The sequence below is a fragment of the Enterobacter sp. 186315 genome (assembly GCF_053290175.1).
In genome coordinates this window covers 35,054-60,073 of record NZ_JBPTTK010000005.1, presented here as the reverse complement: position 1 = coordinate 60,073, position 25,020 = coordinate 35,054, and the positions used below count along the sequence as shown (strand labels likewise).

The 25,020-nt window shown below is 60.1% G+C and carries 25 protein-coding genes; 7 read left to right on the top strand and 18 right to left on the bottom strand.

Annotated elements, in window-relative coordinates; genetic code table 11:
- The first annotated feature begins 43 nt into the window (after nucleotides 1-43).
- Both loiP and ACSVHP_RS07630 read left to right on the top strand, forming a co-directional pair.
- Nucleotides 44-802, top strand: a complete 759-nt coding sequence (gene loiP / locus ACSVHP_RS07635) for a metalloprotease LoiP (protein ID WP_234670727.1) — start codon at nucleotides 44-46, stop codon at nucleotides 800-802.
- 208 nt (nucleotides 803-1,010) lie between these two features.
- Entirely contained in the window at nucleotides 1,011-2,279 is a 1,269-nt protein-coding gene (locus tag ACSVHP_RS07630; RefSeq protein ID WP_447551515.1) for an OprD family outer membrane porin, read from the top strand.
- A gap of 104 nt (nucleotides 2,280-2,383) precedes the next feature.
- Here the strand turns inward: ACSVHP_RS07630 and ACSVHP_RS07625 are convergent, their stop codons facing one another.
- The 14 genes from ACSVHP_RS07625 to ACSVHP_RS07560 all read right to left on the bottom strand — a co-directional run bounded on the left by ACSVHP_RS07625 (nucleotide 2,384) and on the right by ACSVHP_RS07560 (nucleotide 15,079).
- Nucleotides 2,384-4,024 carry a thiamine pyrophosphate-binding protein gene (locus ACSVHP_RS07625; RefSeq protein WP_447551514.1) on the bottom strand — a complete coding sequence of 547 codons (1,641 nt, stop codon included), beginning with the start codon at nucleotides 4,022-4,024 and terminating at the stop codon, nucleotides 2,384-2,386.
- 13 nt (nucleotides 4,025-4,037) lie between these two features.
- Nucleotides 4,038-5,507 (bottom strand): aldehyde dehydrogenase, encoded by a 1,470-nt coding sequence (locus tag ACSVHP_RS07620; RefSeq protein WP_447551512.1) that lies wholly within the window; start codon nucleotides 5,505-5,507, stop codon nucleotides 4,038-4,040.
- Between the two features lie 9 nt (nucleotides 5,508-5,516).
- On the bottom strand, nucleotides 5,517-6,287 hold the full coding sequence (locus ACSVHP_RS07615) for an aspartate dehydrogenase (RefSeq protein ID WP_447551511.1): 771 nt from the start codon (nucleotides 6,285-6,287) through the stop codon (nucleotides 5,517-5,519).
- Between the two features lie 9 nt (nucleotides 6,288-6,296).
- The gene (locus ACSVHP_RS07610; protein WP_447551509.1) at nucleotides 6,297-7,091 is read right to left on the bottom strand and encodes an SDR family oxidoreductase; all 795 of its coding nucleotides are present in this window, start codon (nucleotides 7,089-7,091) and stop codon (nucleotides 6,297-6,299) included.
- Entirely contained in the window at nucleotides 7,075-7,845 is a 771-nt protein-coding gene (locus ACSVHP_RS07605) for an alpha/beta fold hydrolase (RefSeq protein WP_447551508.1), read from the bottom strand. The genes ACSVHP_RS07610 and ACSVHP_RS07605 overlap by 17 nt, the downstream gene beginning before the upstream one ends.
- 9 nt (nucleotides 7,846-7,854) lie before the next feature.
- Nucleotides 7,855-8,385: a cupin domain-containing protein gene (locus ACSVHP_RS07600; RefSeq protein ID WP_417313436.1), complete on the bottom strand. Its 531-nt coding sequence runs from the start codon at nucleotides 8,383-8,385 to the stop codon at nucleotides 7,855-7,857.
- Nucleotides 8,386-8,395: 10 nt separating this feature from the next.
- Nucleotides 8,396-9,652: an MFS transporter gene (locus ACSVHP_RS07595; RefSeq protein WP_447551506.1), complete on the bottom strand. Its 1,257-nt coding sequence runs from the start codon at nucleotides 9,650-9,652 to the stop codon at nucleotides 8,396-8,398.
- A gap of 25 nt (nucleotides 9,653-9,677) precedes the next feature.
- Nucleotides 9,678-10,865: an NAD(P)/FAD-dependent oxidoreductase gene (locus ACSVHP_RS07590; protein ID WP_447551504.1), complete on the bottom strand. Its 1,188-nt coding sequence runs from the start codon at nucleotides 10,863-10,865 to the stop codon at nucleotides 9,678-9,680.
- On the bottom strand, nucleotides 10,862-11,788 hold the full coding sequence (locus ACSVHP_RS07585) for a VOC family protein (protein ID WP_447551502.1): 927 nt from the start codon (nucleotides 11,786-11,788) through the stop codon (nucleotides 10,862-10,864). The genes ACSVHP_RS07590 and ACSVHP_RS07585 overlap by 4 nt, the downstream gene beginning before the upstream one ends.
- A gap of 78 nt (nucleotides 11,789-11,866) precedes the next feature.
- Nucleotides 11,867-12,655, bottom strand: a complete 789-nt coding sequence (locus ACSVHP_RS07580; protein ID WP_417314047.1) for an IclR family transcriptional regulator — start codon at nucleotides 12,653-12,655, stop codon at nucleotides 11,867-11,869.
- A 13-nt stretch (nucleotides 12,656-12,668) separates the two neighbouring features.
- Nucleotides 12,669-13,418: an SDR family oxidoreductase gene (locus ACSVHP_RS07575; RefSeq protein ID WP_447551500.1), complete on the bottom strand. Its 750-nt coding sequence runs from the start codon at nucleotides 13,416-13,418 to the stop codon at nucleotides 12,669-12,671.
- On the bottom strand, nucleotides 13,418-14,440 hold the full coding sequence (locus ACSVHP_RS07570) for a Rieske 2Fe-2S domain-containing protein (protein ID WP_447551499.1): 1,023 nt from the start codon (nucleotides 14,438-14,440) through the stop codon (nucleotides 13,418-13,420). The genes ACSVHP_RS07575 and ACSVHP_RS07570 overlap by 1 nt, the downstream gene beginning before the upstream one ends.
- 10 nt (nucleotides 14,441-14,450) lie before the next feature.
- Nucleotides 14,451-14,759, bottom strand: a complete 309-nt coding sequence (locus tag ACSVHP_RS07565; RefSeq protein WP_447551497.1) for a recombinase-like helix-turn-helix domain-containing protein — start codon at nucleotides 14,757-14,759, stop codon at nucleotides 14,451-14,453.
- Nucleotides 14,756-15,079 carry a Rieske (2Fe-2S) protein gene (locus ACSVHP_RS07560; protein ID WP_014885174.1) on the bottom strand — a complete coding sequence of 108 codons (324 nt, stop codon included), beginning with the start codon at nucleotides 15,077-15,079 and terminating at the stop codon, nucleotides 14,756-14,758. The genes ACSVHP_RS07565 and ACSVHP_RS07560 overlap by 4 nt, the downstream gene beginning before the upstream one ends.
- 414 nt (nucleotides 15,080-15,493) lie before the next feature.
- Here ACSVHP_RS07560 and ACSVHP_RS07555 point away from each other — a divergent pair, with 414 nt between their 5' ends.
- Nucleotides 15,494-16,705 (top strand): MFS transporter, encoded by a 1,212-nt coding sequence (locus ACSVHP_RS07555; protein ID WP_447551654.1) that lies wholly within the window; start codon nucleotides 15,494-15,496, stop codon nucleotides 16,703-16,705.
- Between the two features lie 3 nt (nucleotides 16,706-16,708).
- Here ACSVHP_RS07555 and speB read toward each other — a convergent pair whose 3' ends face one another.
- From speB to ACSVHP_RS07535, 4 genes are all read right to left on the bottom strand, one after another.
- Nucleotides 16,709-17,629 carry an agmatinase gene (speB, locus tag ACSVHP_RS07550; protein ID WP_006811917.1) on the bottom strand — a complete coding sequence of 307 codons (921 nt, stop codon included), beginning with the start codon at nucleotides 17,627-17,629 and terminating at the stop codon, nucleotides 16,709-16,711.
- A gap of 286 nt (nucleotides 17,630-17,915) precedes the next feature.
- Nucleotides 17,916-19,892 carry a biosynthetic arginine decarboxylase gene (speA, locus tag ACSVHP_RS07545; RefSeq protein ID WP_234676540.1) on the bottom strand — a complete coding sequence of 659 codons (1,977 nt, stop codon included), beginning with the start codon at nucleotides 19,890-19,892 and terminating at the stop codon, nucleotides 17,916-17,918.
- Between the two features lie 8 nt (nucleotides 19,893-19,900).
- Nucleotides 19,901-20,032, bottom strand: coding sequence for an acid stress response protein YqgB (yqgB, locus tag ACSVHP_RS07540; RefSeq protein ID WP_234676541.1), 132 nt, complete (start codon nucleotides 20,030-20,032; stop codon nucleotides 19,901-19,903).
- Nucleotides 20,033-20,125: 93 nt separating this feature from the next.
- Nucleotides 20,126-20,269 carry a hypothetical protein gene (locus ACSVHP_RS07535; RefSeq protein ID WP_420536334.1) on the bottom strand — a complete coding sequence of 48 codons (144 nt, stop codon included), beginning with the start codon at nucleotides 20,267-20,269 and terminating at the stop codon, nucleotides 20,126-20,128.
- A 423-nt stretch (nucleotides 20,270-20,692) separates the two neighbouring features.
- On the opposite strand from ACSVHP_RS07535, the gene metK reads away from it, so the two are divergent.
- The 4 genes from metK (at nucleotide 20,693) to endA (ending at nucleotide 25,003) form a co-directional block, all read left to right on the top strand.
- Entirely contained in the window at nucleotides 20,693-21,847 is a 1,155-nt protein-coding gene (gene metK / locus ACSVHP_RS07530; RefSeq protein ID WP_234676543.1) for a methionine adenosyltransferase, read from the top strand.
- A 399-nt stretch (nucleotides 21,848-22,246) separates the two neighbouring features.
- On the top strand, nucleotides 22,247-23,644 hold the full coding sequence (gene galP / locus ACSVHP_RS07525; protein WP_234675602.1) for a galactose/proton symporter: 1,398 nt from the start codon (nucleotides 22,247-22,249) through the stop codon (nucleotides 23,642-23,644).
- A 59-nt stretch (nucleotides 23,645-23,703) separates the two neighbouring features.
- Nucleotides 23,704-24,201, top strand: coding sequence for a SprT family zinc-dependent metalloprotease (locus ACSVHP_RS07520; protein ID WP_417314958.1), 498 nt, complete (start codon nucleotides 23,704-23,706; stop codon nucleotides 24,199-24,201).
- A gap of 94 nt (nucleotides 24,202-24,295) precedes the next feature.
- The gene (gene endA / locus ACSVHP_RS07515; RefSeq protein WP_417314959.1) at nucleotides 24,296-25,003 is read left to right on the top strand and encodes a deoxyribonuclease I; all 708 of its coding nucleotides are present in this window, start codon (nucleotides 24,296-24,298) and stop codon (nucleotides 25,001-25,003) included.
- Nucleotides 25,004-25,020 lie beyond the last annotated feature (17 nt).

Below are 25,020 nucleotides of genomic sequence, written 5' to 3'. Positions count from 1 at the left end.
TATTTCGGATAAAATTCAGACTAACGAGTACGGAAGCAACCTCATGAAAATGCGTGCAATAGTGCTGGCCCTGGGTACAACGCTCCTGCTGAGCGGCTGTCAGAATATGGACTCTAACGGCCTGATGACCTCCGGCGCGGAAGCTTTTCAGGCCTACTCCCTGAGCGATGCTCAGGTGAAGGCGTTGAGCGACCAGGCCTGTACAGAGATGGACGGCAAGGCGACCATCGCGCCTGCCAGCAGCACTTACGCGCAGCGTCTGAATAAGATTGCTTCCGCGCTGGGCGACAACATCAACGGTCAGGCGGTGAACTACAAGGTTTACATGGCGAAAGACGTCAACGCCTTCGCGATGGCTAACGGCTGTATCCGCGTTTACAGCGGCCTGATGGACATGATGACCGACAACGAAGTGGAAGCCGTTATCGGACACGAAATGGGCCACGTCGCGCTCGGCCACGTGAAGAAAGGGATGCAGGTGGCGCTGGGCACCAACGCGGTTCGCGCGGCGGCGGCCTCTGCCGGCGGCATCGTGGGCAGCCTGTCCCAGTCTCAGCTTGGCGACATGGGTGAAAAACTGGTCAACTCCCAGTTCTCCCAGCGTCAGGAATCCGAGGCGGATGACTACTCTTACGATCTGTTGCGCAAACGCGGCATTAATCCGGTCGGCTTAGCCACCAGCTTCGAAAAGCTGGCGAAACAGGAAGCGGGACGTCAAAGCTCGATGTTTGACGATCACCCGGCCTCTGAAGCGCGCGCACAACATATTCGCGACCGCATGACGGCAGACGGAATTAAATAATTTTGGAAGGAGGCAATTTTGCCTCCTTTTTATTTCGCATGAATTGTTAACTTAACCGCACGTATCGATAACACCTCTGCAAGCCGCGCCGCATCAGCATTTCCTTCAGAAATAATTGGTCACATAATTATTGCAATCGGTAAACTTTCCGGTAATTATTTCCCGCGCGTCATTCAAATAAATCTATTAATACAGAGATGTTCCCTCCGTGAAAAAACAATTATCGTTCGTTGCATTAAGTTTATTTGCTGCATTGCCTGCCGTTGCAAGCCAGCAATCTGACAGCCAGGGTTTTGTTAACGACAGCCATTTAGATCTGTTTTTACGTAACGCCTATATCAGCCGCGACTATCATCAGGGCCAGCAGGATAAAGCCGAATGGGGTCAGGGTATCGTTGCGACCTTTGAATCCGGCTATACCGAAGGGCTGGTCGGCTTTGGCGTGGACGGCATTGCCCAGTACGGCGTGCGTCTGGACGGCGGCCGCGGCAAGAGCGGTGCGGGCGGGATCGACTTCTTTAAACAGGAAGACGATGGCCGCGCGAAGTCCGATCTGGCGAAGTTTGGCGCTACCGCCAAAATGCGTTTCTCCAACACCGTGCTGAGCTACGGTAATCAGCGCCCCGAGCTGCCGATTATCAACGCCGACAACTCCCGCCTGCTGTTTGAAAGCTATACCGGGACGATGCTGACCTCCAAAGAGATCGACGGCCTGGAAGTAAACGCCGGTTACTTCACCGACGAACAGCGTAAAAGCGACGACCGCCACGACAGCGGCCTGAAGAGCCTCTCCTTCGGCGGCGCGAGCTACCAGTTTAACGACCAGTTCAGCGGCGCGCTGTACGCCTCTCATAACGAAGAGGTGATGAACAAGCAGTATCTGGGCATGAACTTCAAACAGCCGTTCAGCACCGGGCAGCAGCTGGTGCTCGACTTTAACGGCTACAACTCCCGTCTGGACCAGGGTTACGCCGACAGCCTCGATACCGGTCGTAGCAACACCATCTGGAGCCTGGCGGCAAGCTACATCTGGGACATTCACACGTTCAAAGTGGCGTACCAGCAGAGCAGCGGCAGCACCGGCTATAACTACGGCGGCTATCGCGATCGTGGCGGCGTGGGTGACGGCGGCAACACCATCTGGCTGGCGAACTCCTACTGGTCTGATTTTAACGGCGAAGACGAGCGCTCATGGCAGGCCTCCTACGGACTGGACTTTGGCGGGCTGGGCCTGCCGGGCCTGAGCTGGACCACCGCCTACGTGCGCGGCGACAACATCAAAACCTCTGAAACCAGCAACGGTAAAGAGCACGAGTGGTTTAACCAGGTTCAGTACCAGGTGCAGGACGGCCCGGCGAAAGATCTGAAGCTGAAGCTGCGTTATTCGGTGCTGCGCGTTTCCAGCAACGCCAGCGATTACAACGTGGACGGGGACGAGATCCGCGTGTACGTGGAATATCCGTTTAACGTGTTCTAAGTTTTTCCCCTCACCCTAACCCTCTCCCGCAGGGAGAGGGAAATTAAAACACCCTCTCCCTGTGGGAGAGGGCTGGGGTGAGGGCATCAGACCGCACTACACAGCTAGTAAAGCGTCTTCTGCGGCGGCCCGGCGAACTTCAGGGCGCCAATCTGCCCCATCCGCACTTCCACCACCGACGGCCCCGGCATCGCCAGCGCTTCGGTCATGACCGCATCGAAATCCTCCGCCCGCTCCACGCTCCACGCCTGTAAACCGATGGCCTGCGCCAGCAGGGTAAAGTCCGGCGTGTGCAGTTCGTTGTAATACTGACGCCCGCCGAAGTACTTGTCCTGGATGCCGCGCATCACCCCGTAACCGCCGTCGTTCATCACCAGCAGCGTCACGTTGGCTTTCTCCTGCGCCAGCGTCGCCAGCTCGCCCAGATTCAGGCTGAGGCCGCCGTCGCCCACCAGCCCCACCACTTTGCGCTGCGGATTGGCAATCGCGGTGCCGATCGCCATCGGCAGCCCCATGCCAATCGCCCCCGCCAGAGAGTGAATGTTCATCAGCGGGCCGCTGGCGCGGAACAGTCGGCTGCCCCACAGGCTGCCGGAAACGGTAATATCGCGCACCAGCAGGCCATCGTCCGGCAGCGCCTTCGCAATCGCATCGTTAAGCGTCGCGTAGGCCCCGCACTGCTCGCGCAGCCCCTGCTCTGCCTGATGCACCGCCTCTTTTACCTCACCGTCCCACTGCGCGTTACCCCATTCCCGCCCCTGCGCTTTTTCAGCCAGCGCGTCGAGCAGGGCAGAACAGTCCGCGATCAGGGTGTTATCCATCAGATAGTTACGGCTCGCCGCCGCCGGATCGATATCGATCTGCACGCGCGGGTGCGGCAGCTCAAGCGTCCAGGAGCGGGTTTCGTTGCTGCGCAGGCGCGAGCCCGCCACCAGCGTGAAATCACAGCGCGAAATAAGCGCCTCCACCGACGGCGAGTTATGAAACGCCCGCAGGCTGGCGCGATGGGCGTCCGGCAGCACGCCGCGCGCGTGGGTGCTGGAGATAACGGTGATGCCCGCGTCCGCCAGCTTTTTCACCGCGCTAACGCTGCCGAGCGCGCCGCCGCCGAGCCACAGCAGCGGCTGTTTCGCCTGCTTAAGCTGCGCCCACAGGGTATCGACCACCGTGGGATCAACGCCGCACGCCGCCGCGGGTTTGACGGGCGCCGTCACCAGCGAGTGCGGGATTTTCGCGCCCTGAATATCAATCGGAATTTCCACGGAGACCGGCCCGCACGGCGGGGTTTGCGCCTCCTGAATGGCTTTGTGCAGGATCGCTATCGCCTGGCTGGCGTTGCTGATGCGGTACGCCCGTTTTGAGCTGGCCTTCAGGAAGGTCAGCTGGTCGCGGGTTTCATGGATAAACCCGGTGTCGGCATCGAGCCAGGCTTTTTCCACCTGCCCGGTTAAGTGCAGCAGCGGCGTGCAGGCGTTCATCGCCTCCACCAGCGCCCCCACGGCGTTACCCGCCCCTGCCCCGGTGCTGGTCAGCGCCACGCCGAGGCCGGAAAAACGCCCGTGGGCATCGGCCATGGTGACGGAACCGGCTTCACCGCGCGCGGGCACGAAGCGGATGTTGCCGCGCTGCCCGACCGCGTCGGCGATCGGCAGGTTGTGAATAGAGATGACGCCGTAGATGGCCTCAACCTGATACTGCTCCAGCGTTCTGGCGATGGCGTCGCCGACGGTTATCATTTCGCTCATTGCTCACCCTTTCTCAGTCGCACCAGTGGTTGACGCTGTTACCCGTCGCCAGATAAATGCTCTTTTGCTGCATCCAGGCCTTCAGCCCCTGAATGCCCTTTTCGCGGCCCAGACCGCTCTCTTTAAAGCCCCCGAACGGGGTCGAAATCGCAAACACTTTGTAGGTATTGATCCATACCGTGCCCGCCTCAAGCTGCTCGCTCAGGCGCAGCGCGCGTCCGGTGTCGCGCGTCCAGATCCCCGCCGCCAGGCCGTAGACCGAGTCGTTCGCCTCGCTGATCAATGCCGCTTCATCGCAAAACGGCATTGCGACCAGCACCGGGCCGAAGATCTCCTCCTGGCAGGCGCGGGCGCTGTTGCTCAGCCCTTCAATAATCGTCGGCTGGAAGAAGCTGCCGTTGGCAAGAGCAGGATCCGCCGGGATCTCCCCGCCGCACAGCACGCGGCCCCCTTCTCGCTTCGCCAGCTCGACGTACTCCTGAACGCTCTGACGATGTTTGTCGTTAATCAGCGGCCCGACGTGCGTGCCGTCGGTAAACGGATGCCCGACGCGCAGCCCGCGGGTTAGCTCCAGCAGCCGCGCCATCAGCGGAGCGTAAAGGCTCTCGTGGATAAACAGCCGCGACCCGGCAATACAGGCCTGACCCGCCGAGCTGAAAATGCCGTAGCAGATGCCGCGCGCGGCCTGCTCGATGTCCGCGTCTTCCAGCACGATGGTCGGGGATTTACCGCCCAGCTCCAGCGACGCGGGGATAAGCTTTTCCGCCGCCACGTGCGCCAGATGCCGCCCCGTGGTCGTGCCGCCGGTAAAGGAAATTTTGCGAACTTTAGGATGGCGCGCCAGCGCGTCGCCAATTACCGAGCCTTTGCCCGGCAGCACGCTCAGCAGCCCGGCAGGAAGCCCGGCCTGCTCAAAGATCCGCGCCAGCTCCAGCGCCATCAGCGGCGTGGCCTCGGCGGGTTTTAAAATCACCGCGTTCCCCGCCGCGATGGCGGGCGCCACTTTCTGCATTTCGCTGGCAATCGGCGAGTTCCACGGCGTGATCGCCGCCACCACGCCGAGCGGCTCATAGCGGCTCAGGGTCAGCAAATCGGGCTGGCGCGGCGTCGGCAGCTCCCCTTCCAGCAGCTCGCAGGCGGCGGCGAAGTAGCGCGCGGTTCCCGCCGCGCTCATCACCAGCCCGCGCGCTTCCGCCAGCGGTTTACCGTTGTCGCGACTCTGCATCTGCGCCAGCGCATCAGCGCGGGACTCGATCAGATCCGCCACCTTATGCAGGATCTTCGCGCGGACGTGCGGCAGGCTGTTGCGCCAGGCCGGATCCCGCCACGCGCGATCCCCTGCCGCGATCGCCTCTTCCAGATCGTCGGGGCTGGCCGCGCGCAGCGTTGCGTTGAGCGATCCGTCCGCCGGGAAGTGGCTCTGCATCGGGTTGCCGCCGCCGTGTCGCCACTGGCCGCCAATAAAAATCTTCTGCTCTTCCATCGTGGCTCCTTAGCGCTGCGCCAGTTCACGGCAGGCGCGTACCGCGCTGAGTGCCGCCAGGGTGGAGGTTTTCGGGTTAGAGGCCAGCGGCAGGCCGCTCAGCTCAAGATGGAACTCCCCGAACAGCCCCTCGACGTGCAGCGTGTGGGTGTTGCGTTTTGTCGCCGGATCCACCATCAGCTGCACGCGGGTATCGTCCATCCCCACGCCGCCGAGGGCGACGGTTGCCGCCACGTTGGCGTTGGCCGGGAACAGCCGCGCGGCCTCGCGGGCGCTGCCTTCAAAGAAGACCTGCGCGTCGGACACCGCGTTCAGATCGATCAGCTGCTCGGCGTAGCTCCCGCGCCAGCTGGCCGGGCTTTTGCGCGAGCGGTAGGTGACGCGCTCAAGCCCGCCCTCCTTCGCCGCCGCCAGCCCGTCGATACCCGCTACCGCCCCAGAGAGCAGCGTCAGCCTGCCGCCCGCCGCGAGCAGCCGCTGTTCGAGGGCGCTGTCGGCCAGTGCCCCGGTGGAGATCACCGCCAGATGCCAGCCGCGACGCAGAATGTCTTCGCCGTACTGCGCCACCGCCTGCTGGCTGGCGCACTCCAGCACCAGATCGGGCGTTTCCGCGCACTCCATCGGCGAGGCCAGCGCCACCGCCGCATCGCCAAACTGTTTCGCAATCGCCGCGTGGTGAGACTCGCGCGCGACGATCCAGCCAATCGTCACCCCGGCAGGCAGGCGTTCAATCACCGCCTGCGCCATGGCGCCAAAACCAATTAACATGACCTTTTTCATGATGCGTCCTTACAGGTGACGGCAGAAGCCGCCGGAAACGTCCAGCGCTGCGCCGGTGGTAAACGACGCCAGCGGCGAGGCGAGGAACAGCAGCGCCTGCGCGGGCTCCTGCGGCTTGCCGAGGCGCGCCATCGGAATGCCGCGTTTGCGGGCGATATCCGCCGTCCACTCGGGCCAGCTCTGGCTTTTATCCGCGCGGTTCTCGAAGCGGCGCTGCCACTGGCCGGACTCGACCATGCCGAGCAGAATGGAGTTCACGCGGATGCCTTTGCCCACCAGCTCTTTCGAGAGCGTGAGCGTCATGTTCAGCAGCGCGGCGCGGGCGGCGGAGGTGGCAATCATGTGCTCCTCCGGCTGGAGCGCCAGCAGGGAGTTGACGCAGGTGATAGAGGCGATATCGGACTGCTCCAGCAGCGCCTGAAACGCCTGCACCGGGTTGATCACGCCGAAGAGTTTCAGCTCCGCTTCGTGCAGCCAGGCCTCGCGCGGGGTGTCGTTGAAGTGCGCCACGTAGCCCTGCCCGGCGTTGTTGATCAGCATGTCCGCCGCGCCAAAACGCGTATTCACCGCCTGCGCAAAGGCCTGCACCTCGTCGGCGTTGAGCACGTCGCAGCGGTAAGAGAAAATTTCGCCGTCGGGGTACTCGTTTTGCAGCGCCGCGTGCGCGCTGGCGAGCCTGTCCGGGTCGCGACCGCAGAAGGCCACCTTTGCCCCTTCGCCCAGCAGCAGGCGCAGGGTTTCAAAGCCAATGCCGGACGAACCTCCGGTGACGATCGCCACGCGCCCGTCAATTTGTGCATTCATCGCGAACCTCTTCGTTAATGCGTAAAAGCTGTTGGTTAAAAAACGCGTCGTTGTCGAGATAGCTGGCGTGCCCGGCCAGCGGAATCGCGGTAAACGGCATGCCGTAGCGCAGCGCCAGCCCGTGAACCAGCTCGGGCTGCGTGATGGCATCCTGCTCGCCGCACCAGACCTCAAAATTGCCGGAGTAGCGCTTCAGCCAGCCGTGAATGTCGTCATGCGCCAGCATCCAGGCAGCGGCGAGGTAGCCCTCGGGGCGCAGCCTGCGCATTCCGGCCGCAACGGTGGCGATATCCCCCGGGCGCGCGCCGGGGCGCAGCAGCTTCGCCGCGCGGGTTTGCGCCATGATGTCGCCGCCCAGCGCTATCTGCTGCTCTCGGTTGCGCCAGACCTGTTCGCGCTGCTCCGGCGCGGCCTGGCCGTAGCCCTGCGCGGCGTCCGCCAGCACCAGATGCAGCACGCGATCCGGGAACTTCGCCGCAAAGGCGCTGGCAACCAGCGCCCCGAGGGAGTGGCCCACCAGCACCGCCCGCCAGACGCCCGCGCGATCGAGCATCAATGCCAGCGCGTCGGCATAATCCCCGGCGTTCGCCCGCGCCGTCGCCAGCATCGGGCTGTCGCCGTAGCCCGGCATATCCCACGCCAGCACGCGAAAACCGTCCAGCGCCATCTGCTTATGCCAGGAGGCCGCGCCCGAGCTGATACCGTGCAGCAGCATCAGCGGAATGCCGCTTCCCCGTTCCCGAAACTCCGTCATCGTGCCCCCTTAGCTGCGCTTCACTTTGGACAGCGGATGGTCAGCGGGATAGGTCGGGATTTCCGGCTTGTTGGTGCCGAGCATCACGCACATCAGCGCCTCTTCTTCCCCGTGGTTAAACAGCCCGCGATAGATGCCCGCCGGAACGGAGATCAGGTCGCGCTCGCGCAGCACGGTTTCGGTGTAGTTATCGCCGTCCTGGATCATCAGCGTGATCTGCCCTTTGAGCATGAAGAACACCTCTTCCACGTCGTCGTGCAGGTGCAGCGGCCCTTCGCACTTCGACGGCAGCACCATGGTGGAGAAGGTAAAGTGGTCGGCCTGCACGGTGTTGGTGTCGTTCGCCACGCCGGTTGCCCCGGTGCCGATGTAGCGCATCTGCGCGCGGCGGTATTTTGGGTCAAAATCGGCCTGGAACTTCAGCGCGTTCCAGTCATATTTGCGGCCTTCGAAACGCGCGATGCGCGACTCGACCCACTCTTCCATGGTCAGGTTTTCAGGCTTCACGCCCGGTTTTGCAGTTACGGTTGAATCAGTCATGACGCTCTCCTCAGTAACGTTTAAGCAGCGGCAGTAACAGGACGCAGCCCACCGCCGCCATCACCGCCAGAAAAATCAGCCCGGAATCCATGCTGTGGGTGAAGGCGATTAACGCGCCCATCACCGCAGGCGACAGCGCCCCCGCAAAGTTTCCCAGCCCGTTGAAAATGCCCCCCGCCGTGGCGCTCACCCGTGGATGGGTGGCCTTTGCCAGCAGGGCGAAAATGTTCGGCGCGCCCGTGCCCCACATAAAGGTGCTGAAGCTCATGGCGGCAATGATGGTCAGCGGGGTGTCGAGGTGCATCACCGCCGCCAGCCCGACGGCGGCACCCGCCATCGAGATAAAGCAGGCCGCCGCGCGCTTATCGACCCGATCCGAGATCCACGCGCCAATCACTTCCCCCGCCAGCATGGCGATAAACGGCATCGACGACAGCCAGCCCGCGTGCTCCAGGTGAATGCCTTTGCCCTTAATCAGGTAGCCCGGCAGCCAGCCGTTGATGCCCCACAGGTAGGTCAGAAACGCAATGTTAAAGATGCAGATGATCCAGAAGTGCGGGCTGACGAACAGCTCGCGCCGCGCGGCACGCCGCTCGTCCGTGGAGGCCTGTGACGTTGCGGGCTTCGCCTCAAGACGAATGCCGCGCAGGCCGATACGCACGAAGATCAGCACCGGCACGGTCAGCATCGCCATCACAAAGAAGGTGCTCTGCCAGCCGAAGGTGTTAAGCAGCCAGATGGACAGCGGGAAGCCAATCGCCGCGCCGACGGGGGTGCCGAGCAGCCAGAGCATGGTGGCGCGCGCCTGCAAATGCTGCGGGAAGTTGTGGCGCACGATGGCAAACGCCAGCGGGAACAGCGGCCCTTCCGCCACGCCGAGCAGAATGCGCAGCACGATCATCAGCGTGTAGTTATGGGTAAAGCCCATCGCCACCATCAGCACGCACCACACCGCCATCATCCCGGTGAGCAGGCGCAGCGGCGCGATTTTGTCCCCGAGCCCGCTGAGGAAGACCGATGAAAAGCCGTAGCTCAGCAGAAACGCGCTCATCAGAATGCCGAGGCGCGTGGTGTCAAAATCGATGCCCATCGCCTGCTGGAAATGGCCGTCGGAAAACAGCGCCGCAATGCTGATTTTGTCGAAAAACGCCAGCAGCACGCAGGCCAGCAGCGACAGCGGGATGGCCCAGCGCACCGCTTTTTCGGGCGTGCGGGTCCCCTCACCGCTCGCCTCAACGGGCGCGGTGTTGGTCTCTAATGTGGTCATGTCTCCCCCTACGGGTGCGGGTTAGCTATCGCAGTGACATCAGTGAAAAGGTCGGGTCGGCGAGCGGGACGTCCGACAGATCCCGCCCGGCCGCCATCCAGCGCTTCGCGAGTTTTACGGTGCGGGCATCGTTGAACGCCACCAGCTGCGTCAGCCGCCCGTTCGCGTCCAGCGAGAAGAACAGCGCCTTGTCGCGCACGATCGTTGTGCTGCCCGGCTGCGGAATGCCGAGGATCTGAACGTTGTGCTGGTATTGATCCGACCACAGCCACGGCGCGTCGTCGTAGCCGGGCGCATCCGGGTTGAGCATCGCTTTTGCCGTCGCCACCGCCTGATTCTGGGCAAAGGCCCACGACTGAATGCACAGGCCGTAGTGATGGTGCTGCGCCACATCCCCGGCGGCGAAGATAAACGGATCCGAGGTGCGTCCCTGGGCATCGACAACGATCCCGCGTTCCGTGCGAAGCCCCGCCTCGCGCGCCAGTTCGAGATTAAGATCGACGCCGATCCCCACCACCACCGCATCAAAGGTTTCACGCCTGCCGTCGCAGTGAATGACCGGCAGGCCGTTATCGTCCTCCAGCTCCAGCGCGCCGCAGCCGGTACGGATATCCACGCCCTGCTCGCGGTGGATAGCCTCTAAGCGCTGCGACACCTCGCCGCTCACCGAGCGCATGCAGAGTGCGGGCTGCTGCTCGAACAGCGTGACCGCCACGCCGCTTTTGCGCGCCGAAGCCGCAATTTCCAGGCCGATCCAGCCGCCGCCGACAATCGCCAGCGTGTGGCTTTCCGCCAGCCGCGCTTTAAGGCGCTGGGCATCCTGCCAGTGGCGCAGGGTATAGACCTGCGGATGCGCGTCCCACGCCTCACCCGGCAGGCGCGCCCGCCCTCCGGTCGCCAGTAAAAGTATGTTGTAACTAAGGCGCTCGCCGTTGCTCAACACCACCGCCTTCGCGTCGCGGTCGATGGATTCTGCGCGCAGCGGGCGACGCCAGGTCAGGTTTAGCGCCTGCTGCGCAGCTTCAGTAAACAGCCGCGGGAGGGTCGCGTTCGCTTCCAGCAGAGAGGCTTTCGACAGCGGCGGGCGCTCGTAGAAATCCCACGCCTCTTCCGCCACCACGCAGATCTCGCCGTCAAAGCCCTCGTCGCGCAGGGTTTTCGCCGCCCAGCCGCCCGCCTGGCCGCCGCCGATAATGACAATGCGCGAGGTCATACCGCCTCCGGCTTTTTCTGCTGGCGGCGCGTGTCGTGGTCGATACCGCCCTCAACGGCCCATTCGGTAAAGGAGACCAGCGAGTGCTCAAGCTCGCGCGGCTGCCAGTTTTCGGTCAGATAATCGTCGTTGGTGTAGTACTCAAACGCCCCGCCGGTCGGGCTGTTGACGTACCAGAAGTAGGCCGACGACACCGGATGGCGACCCGGGCCGATAAAGGTGCTCCAGTCGTGCCTGTTCATCGCGATGCCGCCGCCGATCACCTCATGGATGTCGCGCACGGTAAAGGCAACGTGGTTCAGGCCGCGCTTGCGGTTGGGCAGTTGCAGCAGGAACAGGTTGTGATGGCCGCCGCGCTTCCCGCAGCGCAGGAACACGGCGCGGTTGATGTAGCGGTCAGAGACCTGGAAGCCGAGCACCTCGCGGTAGAATGCCTCCACCGCCGCCAGCTCTTCGACGAAGAACACCACGTGCCCGACGTTAATCGGCTGGGCGCGATCGTACACCGGGCTGGGGGTGTCGATGCGACGCGCGTCGCCCCACTGATTAATCGGCTCAACGTTCAGCTCCACGTCGGTCTGCTGGCTGACCTGCACGCGCAAGGTCATGCCGTTCGGGTCGAGACACTCCAGCGCGTCGCCCACCTCGCGAAAGCCGGGCTGCTGCGCCAGCTTCGGGCGCAGCGCGTCCAGATCCGCCCGCGTGGCGACCGCCCATGTCATGCGGCGCAGGGTGTTGCCCGCTTCAAACGCCGGCGGCAGGTCGGGGCTGTCGATCGGGTTCAGCTCCACGCGCGCGCCGCTCAGGGTGGTAAAACGCTGGCCGCTGGCATCGCCCGTCAGGCCAAAATCAAGCATAAATTTGGCGCAGTGCGTCAGGTCTTCGACGCCAAATTCCAGCTTTTCAATTCCGGTTACACTCATTATTCGTTGCCTCATTCGGCCCAAACTGGGCGTAAAACATGCCCGACGCAGCAAAGCGCCTGACGTTAACTCACTGATTTAACTGGCCTGTGACAAATACCCTAAGAAGCCAGAGATTTTATCCGCCGCCAGACGCACCTCGTTTTGCAGGCGCTCGCGGTCGGTTTGCGGGATCTCTTCCGACGGCACCAGAATGCTGACCACCGCCGCCACCCGTCCGCTTCGGTCATACACCGGGTAGACGATGGAGGAGATGCCGTGGCGGAAGAAGGATTCGCCGATGACGTAGCCGCGCGCCTTGTCCTGCTGCACCATCTGCCACAGCGCTTCGCGGTCGTGAAGCTGTCCCGGCGTGTTGCCCGGCAGGCGCTCGTGCGGGAAGAGCTGTTCAAAGTCGGCGCGGGAAATATCGGTCAACAGCATGCGTCCGAGCGAGGTGCAGTGAACCGGCAGGCGGGTACCGATGCTGACCTGATTGATGCGCGACCCGGCGGCGCTGACGCGGGCGACGTAGATAATGTCGCGCCCGTCGCGGATCGCCAGATGGCTGCTGCACTGGCTCACGTCGCGCAGCTGCTCGATGACCGGCTGGCCGACCTGCGCCACGTCCAGCGAGGCGATGTACTCAAAGCCGAGGCGCAGCACGTTCATGCCGAGCGAGAAGGTATTGGTGCGCGCGTTGCGCTCCAGAAATCCCATGTATTCCAGGGTCTGCACCACGCGGTAGGCGGTGGCTTTTGGCATATCCACCAGCCGGTGCAGCTCGGCAAAGGTCAGTTCGCGATGCTGCTCGCCGAAGGCTAACAGCAGCTGCAAACCGCGCTCCAGCCCCGGTACCAGGTACTTCACTTCCTGAACGTTTGCCATCGTTGCCTCACCTTTAGTTAAAGACAAAACCGCCGTTGACCGGAATCAGCTGCCCGGTGATAAACCGCGACAGATCGCTTAACAGCCAGACCACGCTGCCGGTGACGTCTTCCGGCTGCTGCGCGCCCGTTAGCGCGCGGCCGTTCTCATAAAGCTGATGGCGCTCGGCGGGCACATATTCGGTTGCCTCGACGCGGGTTAACCCCGGCGCGATGGCGTTGATGCGAATGCGTTTTTCACCCAGCTCGCGGGCCATTGAGCGGGTCATGGCAATCACCGCGCCCTTGCTGGCGACGTAGGCCATCAGGCGCGGCGCACCCCACAGGGCGGTATCGGACGCCACGTTCACAATCCCCGCCCCTTCGCGCAGCAGCGGAACCGCGGCGCGGGTCACCAGCCAGGTGCCTTTAACGTTCACGCTCATCACCCGATCCCAGAGATCCGGATCGTAATCGAGCATATTTTTGCCGCCCACGCCCGTCGCCATCGCCGCGTTATTCACCAGCCCGTCAATCTGCCCCTGCTCGCCGATCTTGCGAAACACCTGCTCGATAGAATGCGGATCCGCCAGATCGATAACGTGCGATTCGACGGCAAACCCCTGCCCGCTCAGCCCGTGAGCGCTTTCGGCCAGTTCGCCTTCAAGGATGTCGCACATCACCACCGCCGCCCCCTGCTCCGCGCAGGCTTTGGCAAAGTGGTAGCCCAGCCCGCGCGCGGCGCCGGTCACGACGATGCGCTTGCCGCTCAGCAGCCCGTTCATCAGGCGGCTCCCTGCTGGGCTTCGCGCATCGCCAGCTGCTCTTTCGCGGCCTTCTGCATCATGCGGCGCAGGCGGGAAAGCCCCACGTCGTGCTGGTAGAGATACTCATGTTCCCGGGCGTTGGGCGCCAGGCTTTCCAGCACCACGCGATCCTGCTCCAGCACCTCCCAGTGCAGTTTTTCCAGGCGGTTGCGGTACATGAAACGCCACATGTCGCGCTGCCAGCCCTGCACGCGGCGGATGCGCCAGAAGAAGACGCGGCAGTTGTCGTTATCCTCCGGCACCACCATGCCGACGATAAAGAAGTGGCCGCCCGGCCCGAAGCGCTTCTTGTACGGGATAGACAGGCGCATCCAGCAGGTGCCGCTGTTGCCCAGCTCCACCCAGTCGAAGTTGACGCCGCTCTGGCCTTTTTTCTCAAAGATAAAACCGGTTTGGGTCGGCTGGAGCACCATGTCCGCCTTTCGATCCCCTTCCGCCATCGAGTGCGACGACGAATGGAGATAGGTGCCGTGCATCGGATCCATGACGTTTTCCAGCGCGTACTGGTAATTGCACTTCCACGCGGCGGTACAGAGGAAGTTGCTGAAGTTTTCCGTGTCGGCTAGCTCAGCCGGGAAGCTCAGCTCGTCCGGCTGCTGGTCGGCGGTGACGCCAAACCACAGGAAGATGGCGCCGTGCTCCTCCTGCACGTTATAGCTGCGCACGCACTGCTGGCCGACCAGCGGGCATTTGTCCACGGCGGGCACGTCTTTCACTTCGCCGTTGCCCGCCACCTCCACGCCGTGATACCAGCAGGCGATGCGGTCGCCGAGGTTCCAGCCCATCGACAGACGCGCGCCGCGGTGCGGGCAGCGGTCTTCCAGCGCCTGTACCTGGCCGTCTTTGTTACGCCAGACCACAATCTGCTCGCCCAGGCGGGTGATGCCCACCGGCGCAGACTGCACCTCCCAGCTTGCCAGTACCGGATACCAGAGGCCGCGCAGACCTTTATCGAGATAGTGTTGTACGGTCGTCGTCATCGTTTTGTCCTCAGTAGCCGTTAACCTGTAAGAATGCCTGGAAGCTGGCCTCGCTCCACGCCTCACCCTGCTGGTCGTGCATGCGCACCGCGTTCAGCCCGTTCACCAGCTCCGGCAGGGTTTCCGCGCCCTGTTCGAACAGATCTTCCAGCGTGGCGATCAGCTTCACCTCCCAGTTTTCCGGCTCGCGGCTGCGGGTCTGCCAGATCAGGTTGGTGTAATCCCCTGGCTTATGAATAGCGCCGTTACCGCCCTCTGCCGGCGGGGTGAACTGGCGGCTTTCCGGCAGCGCCGGGTTGAAGTTCAGGGTGTCGCTCATGCCACGCTCTCCTCGACGAAGGTAATCTGGATTTGGTTTTCAAAGACCCGAACCGGGTAGCGGTTGAGGTTGCGGCCGCCGGGGCCGTGCAGGCACTGGCCGGTTTTGACGTCGAAGACCGCCTCGTGCAGCGGGCATTCCACCTTGCCGTCTTCCACAAAGCCCTGACTCAGCAGCGCATAGGCGTGGGGGCAGACGTCTTCCAGCGCGTAATATTCGCCGTCAATCAAATAAACGCCGATCTCTTTGCCATCGACGTTGCCGCTAAAGGGAAAATCTTCCTGTACTTGTTCTGCGTCACATACGCCTATCCAGCTCATCGCGATCCTCCAGGCTTTTGTTTCATATATGAAACTCTGTTTCTTATTTAATACGGTCAATATAAAAGCGATGAATGTTTCGTCAAGCGGCAATGTGACGAATTTGTTAATCAATCGCTAATTAATGAGCTAAGTGTGCAAACGATCACGAAAAAATGCAGCGATATGAAATTTTCATTATTCCGGCGTGAATAAATACGTTTTTTTGATGGACCTTTATTTCGAATAATAGATATTGACTTCTTTTCATTTTCTTCCTTAAAAATAAACAGGCTGACCAGAGCAGTGTTTCACCTGTGAAACCTAATTTTATTTTATCGTTAATAATCAATGAGTTTCACAGGTGAACCATTTTAGCTCCGTGACAATCACTGTGATAAAAATATAAAGAGATAAAAACCTAAGGCGGGCATGATGACGGCAAGATGGCAAGGTACAATCGCACTGCTATTACTGATAATTATTTCCTACGTCGACCGGGTAAATATCTCGGTAATGATTTTAAACCCGGAATTTGCCGAACATTTTCAGCTAAATGAAAACAGAATGTTACAAGGGATGCTCATGACCTGCTTTCTGCTGGGTTATGGATTTTCGGCTTTATTATTAACGCCGGTTATTGAAAGCAAACTGCATTACCGGCAGGGACTGTTAATCAGCATTGCCGTCTGGGCGGTGGTCTGCGCCATTTCACCGCTGCTCGGATCGCTGATGGGCATGCTTATCGCACGGGTAATTCTGGGCGTTGCTGAAGGGCCGCTTTTTTCGCTGAAGACGCGCTTTATCAGCGATAACTTTCGCCCCGAAGAGATAGGCAAACCTAACGCCGTGACGGCGCTGGGGGTGTCACTCGGGCTGGCCGTGGGCTTTCCGCTGGTCACCTGGCTGATGGCGAATCTGGGCTGGGCCGGATCGTTTTACGCGCTGGCGGTCTTAAACCTGCTGCTGGGCGGCGGGCTGATCTGGCGCTTTCTGCCCGCGCCAGGAGATTTCGCGAAAAGCGCAAAGCCGGGCTTTGCGCAGACCTTTGCCCTGGCCTGGCGCACGCCGCTGCTGGGCTGGATCCTGCTGGTTGAGATCGCCACCCTGAGCTATCTGTGGGGCAGCAGCGCGTGGCTTCCGGCGTGGCTGCGCGATGAGCATCACTTTTCGCTGCACGCGACGGGCATGTTGGCCGCCGTCCCCTTCCTGCTGAGCCTGGGGTCGAAGTTTCTGGGCGGCGTGCTGCTCGACAAAATGCGCCCGGAGCAGGCACCGTTGCTGTTTGTGGCAGGCGGTCTGCTGACGGCGCTGTCCGTCGTCGCGCTGATGATGAGCCAGCAACCCGTATGGCTGGCGCTGTTTATGCTGTGCGCCAATATGTTCTGGGGGCTTCAGGGGGCGGCGATCCCTGCGGTCATCCAGCATCACGCCGCCCGGGAGGCGGTGGGAAGCGCGTACGGGATCATTAACGGCATCGGCAATATCTGCGCGGCGTTTATTCCGCTGCTGATGGGAATAGTGATGAAGTCGGCGGGATCGGTCAGTTCGGGCTTTTCGGTACTGGTGGTGTCGCAGGTGGTTACCCTGCTGGCGGGGGGAATGTTGCTGCTGCGCATGAATCGCGCAGCAGCCGTCAGCGCGTAAGGCTTATTCGCCTTTTTTCGCCGCCTGGATGTAGAGCATTTCGAGCGCCAGGGTCGCCGCAGCCAGCGCGGTGATCTCGGACTGGTCGTACGCAGGCGCCACTTCCACCACGTCCATCCCGACGATGTTCAGATCCTTCAGGCCGCGCACCAGCTTGATCGCGCGGTCTGAGGTCAGGCCGCCGATCACCGGCGTACCGGTACCCGGTGCAAACGCCGGATCCAGGCAGTCGATGTCGAAGGTCAGATAGACTGGCATGTCGCCAACGATCTGCTTCACCTGCGCCAGAATATCGTCCACGCCGCGGTCGTTGACCTGACCCGCGTCCAGCACGGTAAAGCCGTTGTCTTTGTCGAACTCGGTGCGGATACCAATCTGCACGGAGTGGTTCGGGTCGATCAGACCTTCGTTTGGTGCGGTGTAGAACATGGTGCCGTGATCGAATTCACAGCCGTTCGCGTAGGTGTCGGTATGCGCGTCAAAGTGGACCAGCGCCATTTTGCCGAAGTGCTTCGCGTGGGCGCGCAGCAGCGGCAGGGTCACGAAGTGGTCGCCGCCGAAAGAGAGCATACGCTTACCGGCAGCCAGCAGTTTTTCAGCGTGCGCCTGCAATTTTTCGCTCATTTCACGCGCGTCACCGAAGGCGTACACCAGGTCACCGCAGTCCACGACGTTCAGGCGCTCACGCATGTCGAAGTTCCACGGGAAGCGGTTGTGCTCCCAGGCCAGGTTGGTTGACACCTGACGGATGGCGGCCGGGCCGTGACGACCGCCCGCGCGGCCGGAGGTCGCCATATCAAACGGCACGCCGGTGATGACCCAGTCAGCATCGCTGTCGTACGGCTGGAAGTTCATCGGAAGACGTAAAAAACCAAAGGCGTTAGATACCAGAGAGTTATCGTACTGATGACCTAAAGTGCTCATGTCCTGACCTCGTTTTAAGTCGATACATTAAAAACAGATGAAAAAAAATCCCCTCCGCGTCGTTAAACCCGACGAGGAAGGGATTGATTCGTAAATCGCTAATTGGGGCGAATTATCGCCGGGAATGCATACGGGTTCAAGAGAGTATAGCATTCTGCCGGATGACGGCTCCGCCTTATCCGGCCTACATACGTAGGCCCGGTAAGCGCAGCGCCACCGGGCATCAGCGGCACAGCAGCCTGCTGCCCTCACCCCGCCCCTCTCCCACGGGAAGAGGGAGGTTAACCTACTCGTCTTCCAGGTAGGTGTACCCGTACAGACCCGCTTCAAACTCTTCCAGGAACTGCTGCTGCAACGCGTCGTCCAGACCGGTGTTTTTCACCTGGTCACGGAACTGGGTGAGCAGTTTTTTCGGATCGAGCTGAACGTATTCGAGCATATCCGCCACGGTATCCCCTTCGTCGGACAGTTCCACTTCTACGCTGCCGTCAGGGAAGACAAACACGTCAACCGCTTCGGTATCGCCGAACAGGTTGTGCATGTTGCCGAGGATCTCCTGATACGCACCCACCATAAAGAAGCCCAGCATTGGCGGGTTCTCCGGATCGTATTCCGGCATTGGCATGGTGGTGGCGATCCCGTCGCCGTCAACGTAATGGTCGATAGCGCCGTCGGAGTCACAGGTGATATCCAGCAGCACCGCACGACGTTCCGGCGCGTGGTTCAGCCCTTCGAGCGGCAGAACCGGGAACAGCTGATCGATACCCCAGGCGTCCGGCATCGACTGGAACAGCGAGAAGTTGACGTACATTTTGTCCGCCATACGCTCTTGCAGCTCGTCGATAATCGGACGGTGCGCGCGGTTGCTCGGGTCGAGCTGCTTCTGCACTTCATGGCACATGTTCAGATAGAGCTGCTCTGCCCACGCGCGTTCTTGCAGGCTGAAGGTGCCTGAAGAGTAGCCGACGTGAATGTCATGCAGGTCCATCTGGCTGTCGTGCAGCCATTCACGTAGGGAGCGGCGCGTGCCCGGCTCGTGCATCTCCTGCCAGGTTTCCCACATGCTTTGCAGGGAACGCGGGGCATCGTCTGCCGGAGGCGTGGCTTCGGTGATTTCGCTGCGCTCAACGCCGATGATGTTGGATACCAGCACCGTGTGGTGTGCGGTCACCGCGCGACCGGACTCGGTGATCACCGTCGGGTGCGGCAGGCCGTGCTCTTCACAGGCATCGCCAATCGCCCAGATGATGTTGTTGGCGTATTCGTTCAGGCCGTAGTTGACGGAGCAGTCAGACTGCGAGCGGGTTCCTTCGTAGTCCACGCCCAGGCCGCCGCCCACGTCGAAGCACTGGATGTTTACGCCAAGCTTGTGCAGCTCAACGTAGAAACGCGCCGATTCACGCACGCCGGTGGCGATGTCGCGAATGTTGGCCATCTGCGAACCGAGGTGGAAGTGCAGCAGCTGAATGCTGTCCAGACGACCGCGCTCGCGCAGGATTTCAACCAGTTGCAGCACCTGGTTCGCCGCCAGGCCGAACTTGGATTTTTCGCCGCCGGAAGACTGCCATTTACCGGAACCTTGCGACGCCAGACGCGCACGCACGCCGAGGCGTGGAATAACGTTCAGACGCTCGGCCTCTTCCAGCACGATAGCGATTTCGGTCATCTTCTCGATCACCAGATAGACCTTGTGGCCCATCTTCTCGCCAATCAGCGCCAGACGAATGTATTCACGGTCTTTATAGCCGTTACAGACGATCACCGACCGGGTCATGCCCGCGTGCGCCAGAACGGCCATCAGCTCCGCTTTAGAACCCGCTTCCAGACCCAGCGGTTCGCCGGAGTGAATTAAGGATTCAATGACGCGGCGGTGCTGGTTTACCTTGATCGGGTAAACGAGGAAGTAGTCGCCGTTGTAGCCGTAAGATTCACGCGCGCGCTTGAAGGCCGCGTTAATGGAACGCAGACGGTGTTGCAGGATCTGCGGGAAGCAGAACAGTGCAGGCAAACGCTGGCCCTGGGCTTCGCGGGCTTTCACCAGTTTGGCGAGATCCACGCGCGCTTCAGGAACGTCAGGATCCGGGCAAACGGTGATATGGCCCAGTTCGTTGACGTCGTAGTAGTTATTGCCCCACCAGGCAATATTGTATGTGCGCAGCATCTTGCTGGCTTCCTGGGAGCTCATCGCAACCTCCTGCATAGAACGTAGTACACCCTGTTCGCCCGCTGACGAAGGCGAAAAAGAAGACATGTCGTCAGACATAGCGAACCTCAACTCTTTGTATTAAGTGTAAAACAGTTGACTACTATCGCAGCGTTATACGGCGATAACAACCCATTAACGGCCCTGTTTCCCAGCAGAGTATGCTGAAATCCAGACCGTGCGACCGGTTTCTTATTCATATCATTGTAAAACACGTATCCGAACTCTGTATGACAAGGTTCGGCGAAACCACGAGAAAACCCTTGATTAACAAGAGCGCCCTTGTTCAGTTTTCACACGGCGTGACCGGCCCTGGAATCCTGAGAAGCACCGAGATGGGTATAACATCGGCAGGTTTGCAGACTGGAGATGCGGGTTGCGGGAATCAAATACGCGCCAGAACGGCTGCGCTGAATGTGCGGAAAACGATGGTTCATTATCTCGTATCACCTCCACGGCCGCCTCTGCTGAAACGGACCACAAGCCAAAGCTAAAAGTTCACTGCTTAACCCGGCTGGAAGTGGCGACACGATGAGTTCATCGAGCGCTTTTTTGTATGAGCCGCGCGCCGCGTTTTATACCGAGAAGGTGGGTAAAAAGCAAAATAAAATTGCACACCTTGCCAGCGCCGTCAGGAAAAATTTCCAGCGGCTATTTCAACGCAGTGAGAGATGAATCAAAAAAAACTGGAAATCGGGCGAAGAAGTGACCTAAAATAGACGTCCAGATGTTAATCCATCCATACCGATTAACACTCAGACTGCCAGTGTCAAAACCTGCTGGCCTTGGTAGAATTATCTCCTTTGGCTATTCCACACAGCAGCTTGAGCTAACCAAATTCCTCTTAGGTGAAATAAAACATGGCAAAACACCTGTTTACGTCCGAGTCCGTATCAGAAGGACATCCAGACAAAATTGCTGACCAAATCTCCGACGCCGTACTTGATGCGATCCTGGCTCAGGATCCGAAAGCGCGCGTAGCCTGTGAAACCTATGTCAAAACCGGCATGGTGATGGTTGGCGGTGAAATCACCACCAGCGCATGGGTTGATATCGAAGAGATCACCCGTAACACGGTGCGTGAAATCGGTTATGTCCATTCTGATATGGGCTTTGATGCCAACTCTTGCGCGGTGCTGAGCGCAATTGGCAAACAGTCTCCTGACATCAACCAGGGCGTTGACCGTGCCGATCCGCTGGAACAGGGCGCGGGCGACCAGGGCCTGATGTTTGGCTACGCCACCAACGAAACCGACGTGCTGATGCCAGCGCCTATCACCTACGCACACCGTCTGGTGCAGCGTCAGGCTGAAGTGCGTAAAAACGGCACCCTGCCGTGGCTGCGCCCGGATGCGAAAAGCCAGGTGACCTTCCAGTATGACGATGGCAAAATCGTGGGTATCGATGCGGTCGTTCTGTCGACCCAGCACGCCGAAGATATTGACCAGAAATCCCTGCAAGAAGCGGTGATGGAAGAGATCATCAAGCCGGTTCTGCCAACAGAATGGCTGAACTCTGCCACCAAATTCTTCATCAACCCAACGGGCCGTTTCGTTATCGGCGGACCAATGGGCGACTGCGGTCTGACCGGTCGTAAAATCATTGTTGATACCTATGGCGGCATGGCGCGTCACGGTGGCGGCGCGTTCTCCGGTAAAGATCCGTCTAAAGTTGACCGTTCTGCCGCGTACGCTGCACGTTATGTTGCGAAAAACATCGTTGCCGCGGGCCTGGCCGACCGCTGTGAGATCCAGGTTTCCTACGCTATCGGCGTGGCTGAGCCGACCTCCATCATGGTTGAAACCTTCGGTACTGAGAAAGTGCCTTCAGAACAGCTGACCCTGCTGGTGCGCGAGTTCTTCGACCTGCGTCCATACGGCCTGATTCAAATGCTGGATCTGCTGCACCCAATCTACAAAGAAACCGCTGCATACGGTCACTTTGGTCGCGAACATTTCCCGTGGGAAAAAACCGACAAAGCCGCTCTGCTGCGTGACGCTGCCGGTCTGAAATAACCGACCGCCGTCTGCTTTCGAAAAGGCCAGCCTTCGGGCTGGTTTTTTTTTACCGCGTTTAGCAGGTTTTGAGAAGTTTGTAGGCCGGGTAAGGCGCAGCCGCCACCCGGCGATAAAATGATACCGTTTACACCGCACCAAACATCCCTCGCTTTCAGACTATTCTCTTTGCATGATCGCATTTCTTCTGCTGTTACATTCCCTTTCAGTTAAGTCTGAATTGTGCTCGTTCGCGATGCATATCAATTAATTTAGCTCTATATTTTCAAAGCTTTAATATTATTTACGATTACACATTAGTGTAACCGATTACACCATTGTGATTTATTTCACATATTTTTACGGGTCGCTCACTTACCCTTAACATCAATAAAACTGATAACCCAACTGGAGGGCATAATGCCTGACAATAAAAAACAGGGGCGTACGTCCAACAAGGCGATGACCTTTTTCGTCTGCTTCCTCGCCGCCCTGGCAGGATTACTCTTTGGCCTGGATATCGGCGTCATTGCCGGTGCGCTTCCGTTTATCGCGGATGAATTCCAGATTACTGCACACACCCAGGAATGGGTTGTTAGCTCCATGATGTTCGGTGCAGCCGTCGGTGCCGTCGGCAGCGGTTGGCTCTCCTTCAAGCTCGGGCGCAAAAAGAGCCTGATGATTGGCGCGATCCTCTTCGTGGCCGGATCACTCTTCTCCGCCGCCGCGCCTAACGTAGAAGTGCTGATCCTGTCGCGCGTGCTGCTCGGCCTGGCCGTTGGCGTGGCGTCCTATACCGCGCCGCTGTACCTCTCCGAAATCGCACCGGAAAAAATTCGTGGCAGCATGATCTCGATGTATCAGCTGATGATCACCATCGGTATTCTCGGCGCTTATCTTTCTGATACCGCGTTCAGCTACAGCGGCGCGTGGCGCTGGATGCTCGGCGTGATCATCATTCCGGCCATTCTGCTGCTGATTGGCGTCTTCTTCCTGCCGGACAGCCCGCGCTGGTTCGCCGCGAAGCGCCGCTTCCACGATGCCGAGCGCGTGCTGATGCGCCTGCGTGATACCAGCGCAGAGGCGAAAAACGAGCTGGAAGAGATCCGCGAAAGCCTGAAGGTAAAACAGTCCGGCTGGGCGCTGTTCAAAGAGAACAGCAACTTCCGCCGTGCGGTATTCCTGGGCGTGCTGTTGCAGGTGATGCAGCAGTTCACCGGGATGAACGTCATCATGTATTACGCGCCGAAAATCTTTGAGCTGGCGGGATATACCAACACCACCGAGCAGATGTGGGGTACGGTGATCGTCGGTCTGACCAACGTGCTGGCCACCTTTATCGCTATCGGTCTGGTTGACCGCTGGGGCCGTAAGCCGACCCTGACGCTGGGCTTCCTGGTGATGGCCGTCGGCATGGGCGTACTGGGTACCATGATGCATGTGGGCATTCACTCACCGACCGCGCAGTACTTCGCCGTGGGGATGCTGCTGATGTTTATCGTCGGTTTTGCGATGAGCGCCGGTCCGCTGATTTGGGTACTGTGCTCTGAGATCCAGCCGCTGAAGGGGCGCGATTTCGGTATCACCTGCTCTACCGCAACGAACTGGATCGCCAACATGATTGTCGGCGCAACCTTCCTGACGATGCTCAACACGCTGGGCAACGCGAATACCTTCTGGGTGTACGCCGCGCTGAACCTGTTCTTCATCGTTCTGACCATCTGGCTGGTTCCTGAAACCAAACACGTTTCGCTGGAACACATTGAACGTAACCTGATGAAAGGTCGCCCGCTGCGCGAAATCGGCGCACGCAACTGATCCTCCTCGTGGGAGGTGCCCCTTGCACCTCCCCGCTTCGCGTTTTATGCTCTGCCCCTATGAAAACGCCCCGCCTCCCTATCGCCATTCAGCAAGCCGTCATGCGCAGCCTGCGGGAAAAACTCGCTCAGGCAAACCTGAAGCTCGGCCGCAACTATCCCGAACCTAAAGTGGTCTATCAGCAGCGCGGCACCTCGGCGGGCACCGCCTGGCTGGAGTCATACGAAATTCGCCTCAACCCGGTGTTAATGCTGGAGAACGAGCAGGCTTTTATTGACGAGGTCGTTCCGCACGAGCTGGCGCATTTACTGGTGTGGAAGCACTTTGGTCGCGTGGCGCCGCACGGCAAAGAGTGGAAGTGGATGATGGAGGCCGTGCTCGGCGTTCCGGCGCGCCGCACGCACCAGTTCGAGCTGGGGTCGGTACGCACGAATACGTTCCCCTACCGTTGCCAGTGCCAGCAGCATCAGCTGACCGTTCGTCGCCACAACCGCGTCGTACGCGGGGAAGCGACCTACCGCTGCGTTAAATGCGGTGAACCGCTGGTCGCCGAGTAATTGACTGAACAATCAGGAGCTTTCCTGATCTGACTGATTGCATATAAGAACAACATTCGTTAGGTTGCGGGCTTGTTTTGACATGGAGCGTAAGATGTCCCGTAATTTCGCATTCGCGGCTGCCCTTCTGGCGACCGCTCTCTCAGGCCCGGCGCTGGCCGACGGTATCCACAGTTTCTCTCAGGCAAAATCCGCAGGGGTAAAAATCAACGCCGACGTGCCGGGCGATTTCTACTGCGGCTGTAAAATCAACTGGCAGGGCAAAAAAGGGGTCGTGGACCTCGAATCGTGCGGCTATAAGGTGCGTAAAAACGAAAACCGCGCCAGCCGCATCGAATGGGAACATGTGGTTCCGGCCTGGCAGTTCGGCCACCAGCGCCAGTGCTGGCAGGACGGCGGACGTCAGAACTGCTCCAAAGATCCGGTTTATCGCCAGATGGAAAGCGATATGCATAACCTGCAACCGGCGGTGGGCGAAGTGAACGGCGATCGCGGCAACTTCATGTACAGCCAGTGGAACGGCGGCGAGGGCCAGTACGGTCAGTGCGCCATGAAGGTCGATTTCAAAGAGAAAGTCGCCGAGCCCCCTGCCCGCGCGCGCGGCAGCATCGCCCGCACCTACTTCTATATGCGCGACCGCTACGAGCTGAATCTTTCACGTCAGCAGACGCAGCTGTTTAACGCCTGGGATAAGCAGTATCCGGTCACCGACTGGGAATGCCAGCGCGACGAGCGTATCGCGAAGGTTCAGGGCAATCACAACCCTTACGTCCAGCGGGCTTGCCAGGCGCAAAAGAGCTAACCTACACTAGCGGCAAC

Bases quoted from the DNA above. Each gene is read 5' to 3' on its own strand.
- ACSVHP_RS07600 (WP_417313436.1), bottom strand. From the start codon at position 8,385: ATGACTGATTCAACCGTAACTGCAAAACCGGGCGTGAAGCCTGAAAAC.
- ACSVHP_RS07520 (WP_417314958.1), top strand. From the start codon at position 23,704: ATGAAAACGCCCCGCCTCCCTATCGCCATTCAGCAAGCCGTCATGCGC.
- ACSVHP_RS07570 (WP_447551499.1), bottom strand. From the start codon at position 14,440: ATGACGACGACCGTACAACACTATCTCGATAAAGGTCTGCGCGGCCTC.
- metK (WP_234676543.1), top strand. From the start codon at position 20,693: ATGGCAAAACACCTGTTTACGTCCGAGTCCGTATCAGAAGGACATCCA.
- loiP (WP_234670727.1), top strand. From the start codon at position 44: ATGAAAATGCGTGCAATAGTGCTGGCCCTGGGTACAACGCTCCTGCTG.
- ACSVHP_RS07560 (WP_014885174.1), bottom strand. From the start codon at position 15,079: ATGAGCTGGATAGGCGTATGTGACGCAGAACAAGTACAGGAAGATTTT.
- ACSVHP_RS07595 (WP_447551506.1), bottom strand. From the start codon at position 9,652: ATGACCACATTAGAGACCAACACCGCGCCCGTTGAGGCGAGCGGTGAG.
- ACSVHP_RS07610 (WP_447551509.1), bottom strand. From the start codon at position 7,091: ATGAATGCACAAATTGACGGGCGCGTGGCGATCGTCACCGGAGGTTCG.
- yqgB (WP_234676541.1), bottom strand. From the start codon at position 20,032: ATGAATAAGAAACCGGTCGCACGGTCTGGATTTCAGCATACTCTGCTG.
- ACSVHP_RS07580 (WP_417314047.1), bottom strand. From the start codon at position 12,655: ATGGCAAACGTTCAGGAAGTGAAGTACCTGGTACCGGGGCTGGAGCGC.
- ACSVHP_RS07555 (WP_447551654.1), top strand. From the start codon at position 15,494: ATGACGGCAAGATGGCAAGGTACAATCGCACTGCTATTACTGATAATT.
- speB (WP_006811917.1), bottom strand. From the start codon at position 17,629: ATGAGCACTTTAGGTCATCAGTACGATAACTCTCTGGTATCTAACGCC.
- ACSVHP_RS07605 (WP_447551508.1), bottom strand. From the start codon at position 7,845: ATGACGGAGTTTCGGGAACGGGGAAGCGGCATTCCGCTGATGCTGCTG.
- speA (WP_234676540.1), bottom strand. From the start codon at position 19,892: ATGTCTGACGACATGTCTTCTTTTTCGCCTTCGTCAGCGGGCGAACAG.
- ACSVHP_RS07615 (WP_447551511.1), bottom strand. From the start codon at position 6,287: ATGAAAAAGGTCATGTTAATTGGTTTTGGCGCCATGGCGCAGGCGGTG.
- ACSVHP_RS07535 (WP_420536334.1), bottom strand. From the start codon at position 20,269: ATGAACCATCGTTTTCCGCACATTCAGCGCAGCCGTTCTGGCGCGTAT.
- galP (WP_234675602.1), top strand. From the start codon at position 22,247: ATGCCTGACAATAAAAAACAGGGGCGTACGTCCAACAAGGCGATGACC.
- ACSVHP_RS07575 (WP_447551500.1), bottom strand. From the start codon at position 13,418: ATGAACGGGCTGCTGAGCGGCAAGCGCATCGTCGTGACCGGCGCCGCG.
- ACSVHP_RS07620 (WP_447551512.1), bottom strand. From the start codon at position 5,507: ATGGAAGAGCAGAAGATTTTTATTGGCGGCCAGTGGCGACACGGCGGC.
- endA (WP_417314959.1), top strand. From the start codon at position 24,296: ATGTCCCGTAATTTCGCATTCGCGGCTGCCCTTCTGGCGACCGCTCTC.
- ACSVHP_RS07585 (WP_447551502.1), bottom strand. From the start codon at position 11,788: ATGAGTGTAACCGGAATTGAAAAGCTGGAATTTGGCGTCGAAGACCTG.
- ACSVHP_RS07565 (WP_447551497.1), bottom strand. From the start codon at position 14,759: ATGAGCGACACCCTGAACTTCAACCCGGCGCTGCCGGAAAGCCGCCAG.
- ACSVHP_RS07590 (WP_447551504.1), bottom strand. From the start codon at position 10,865: ATGACCTCGCGCATTGTCATTATCGGCGGCGGCCAGGCGGGCGGCTGG.
- ACSVHP_RS07625 (WP_447551514.1), bottom strand. From the start codon at position 4,024: ATGAGCGAAATGATAACCGTCGGCGACGCCATCGCCAGAACGCTGGAG.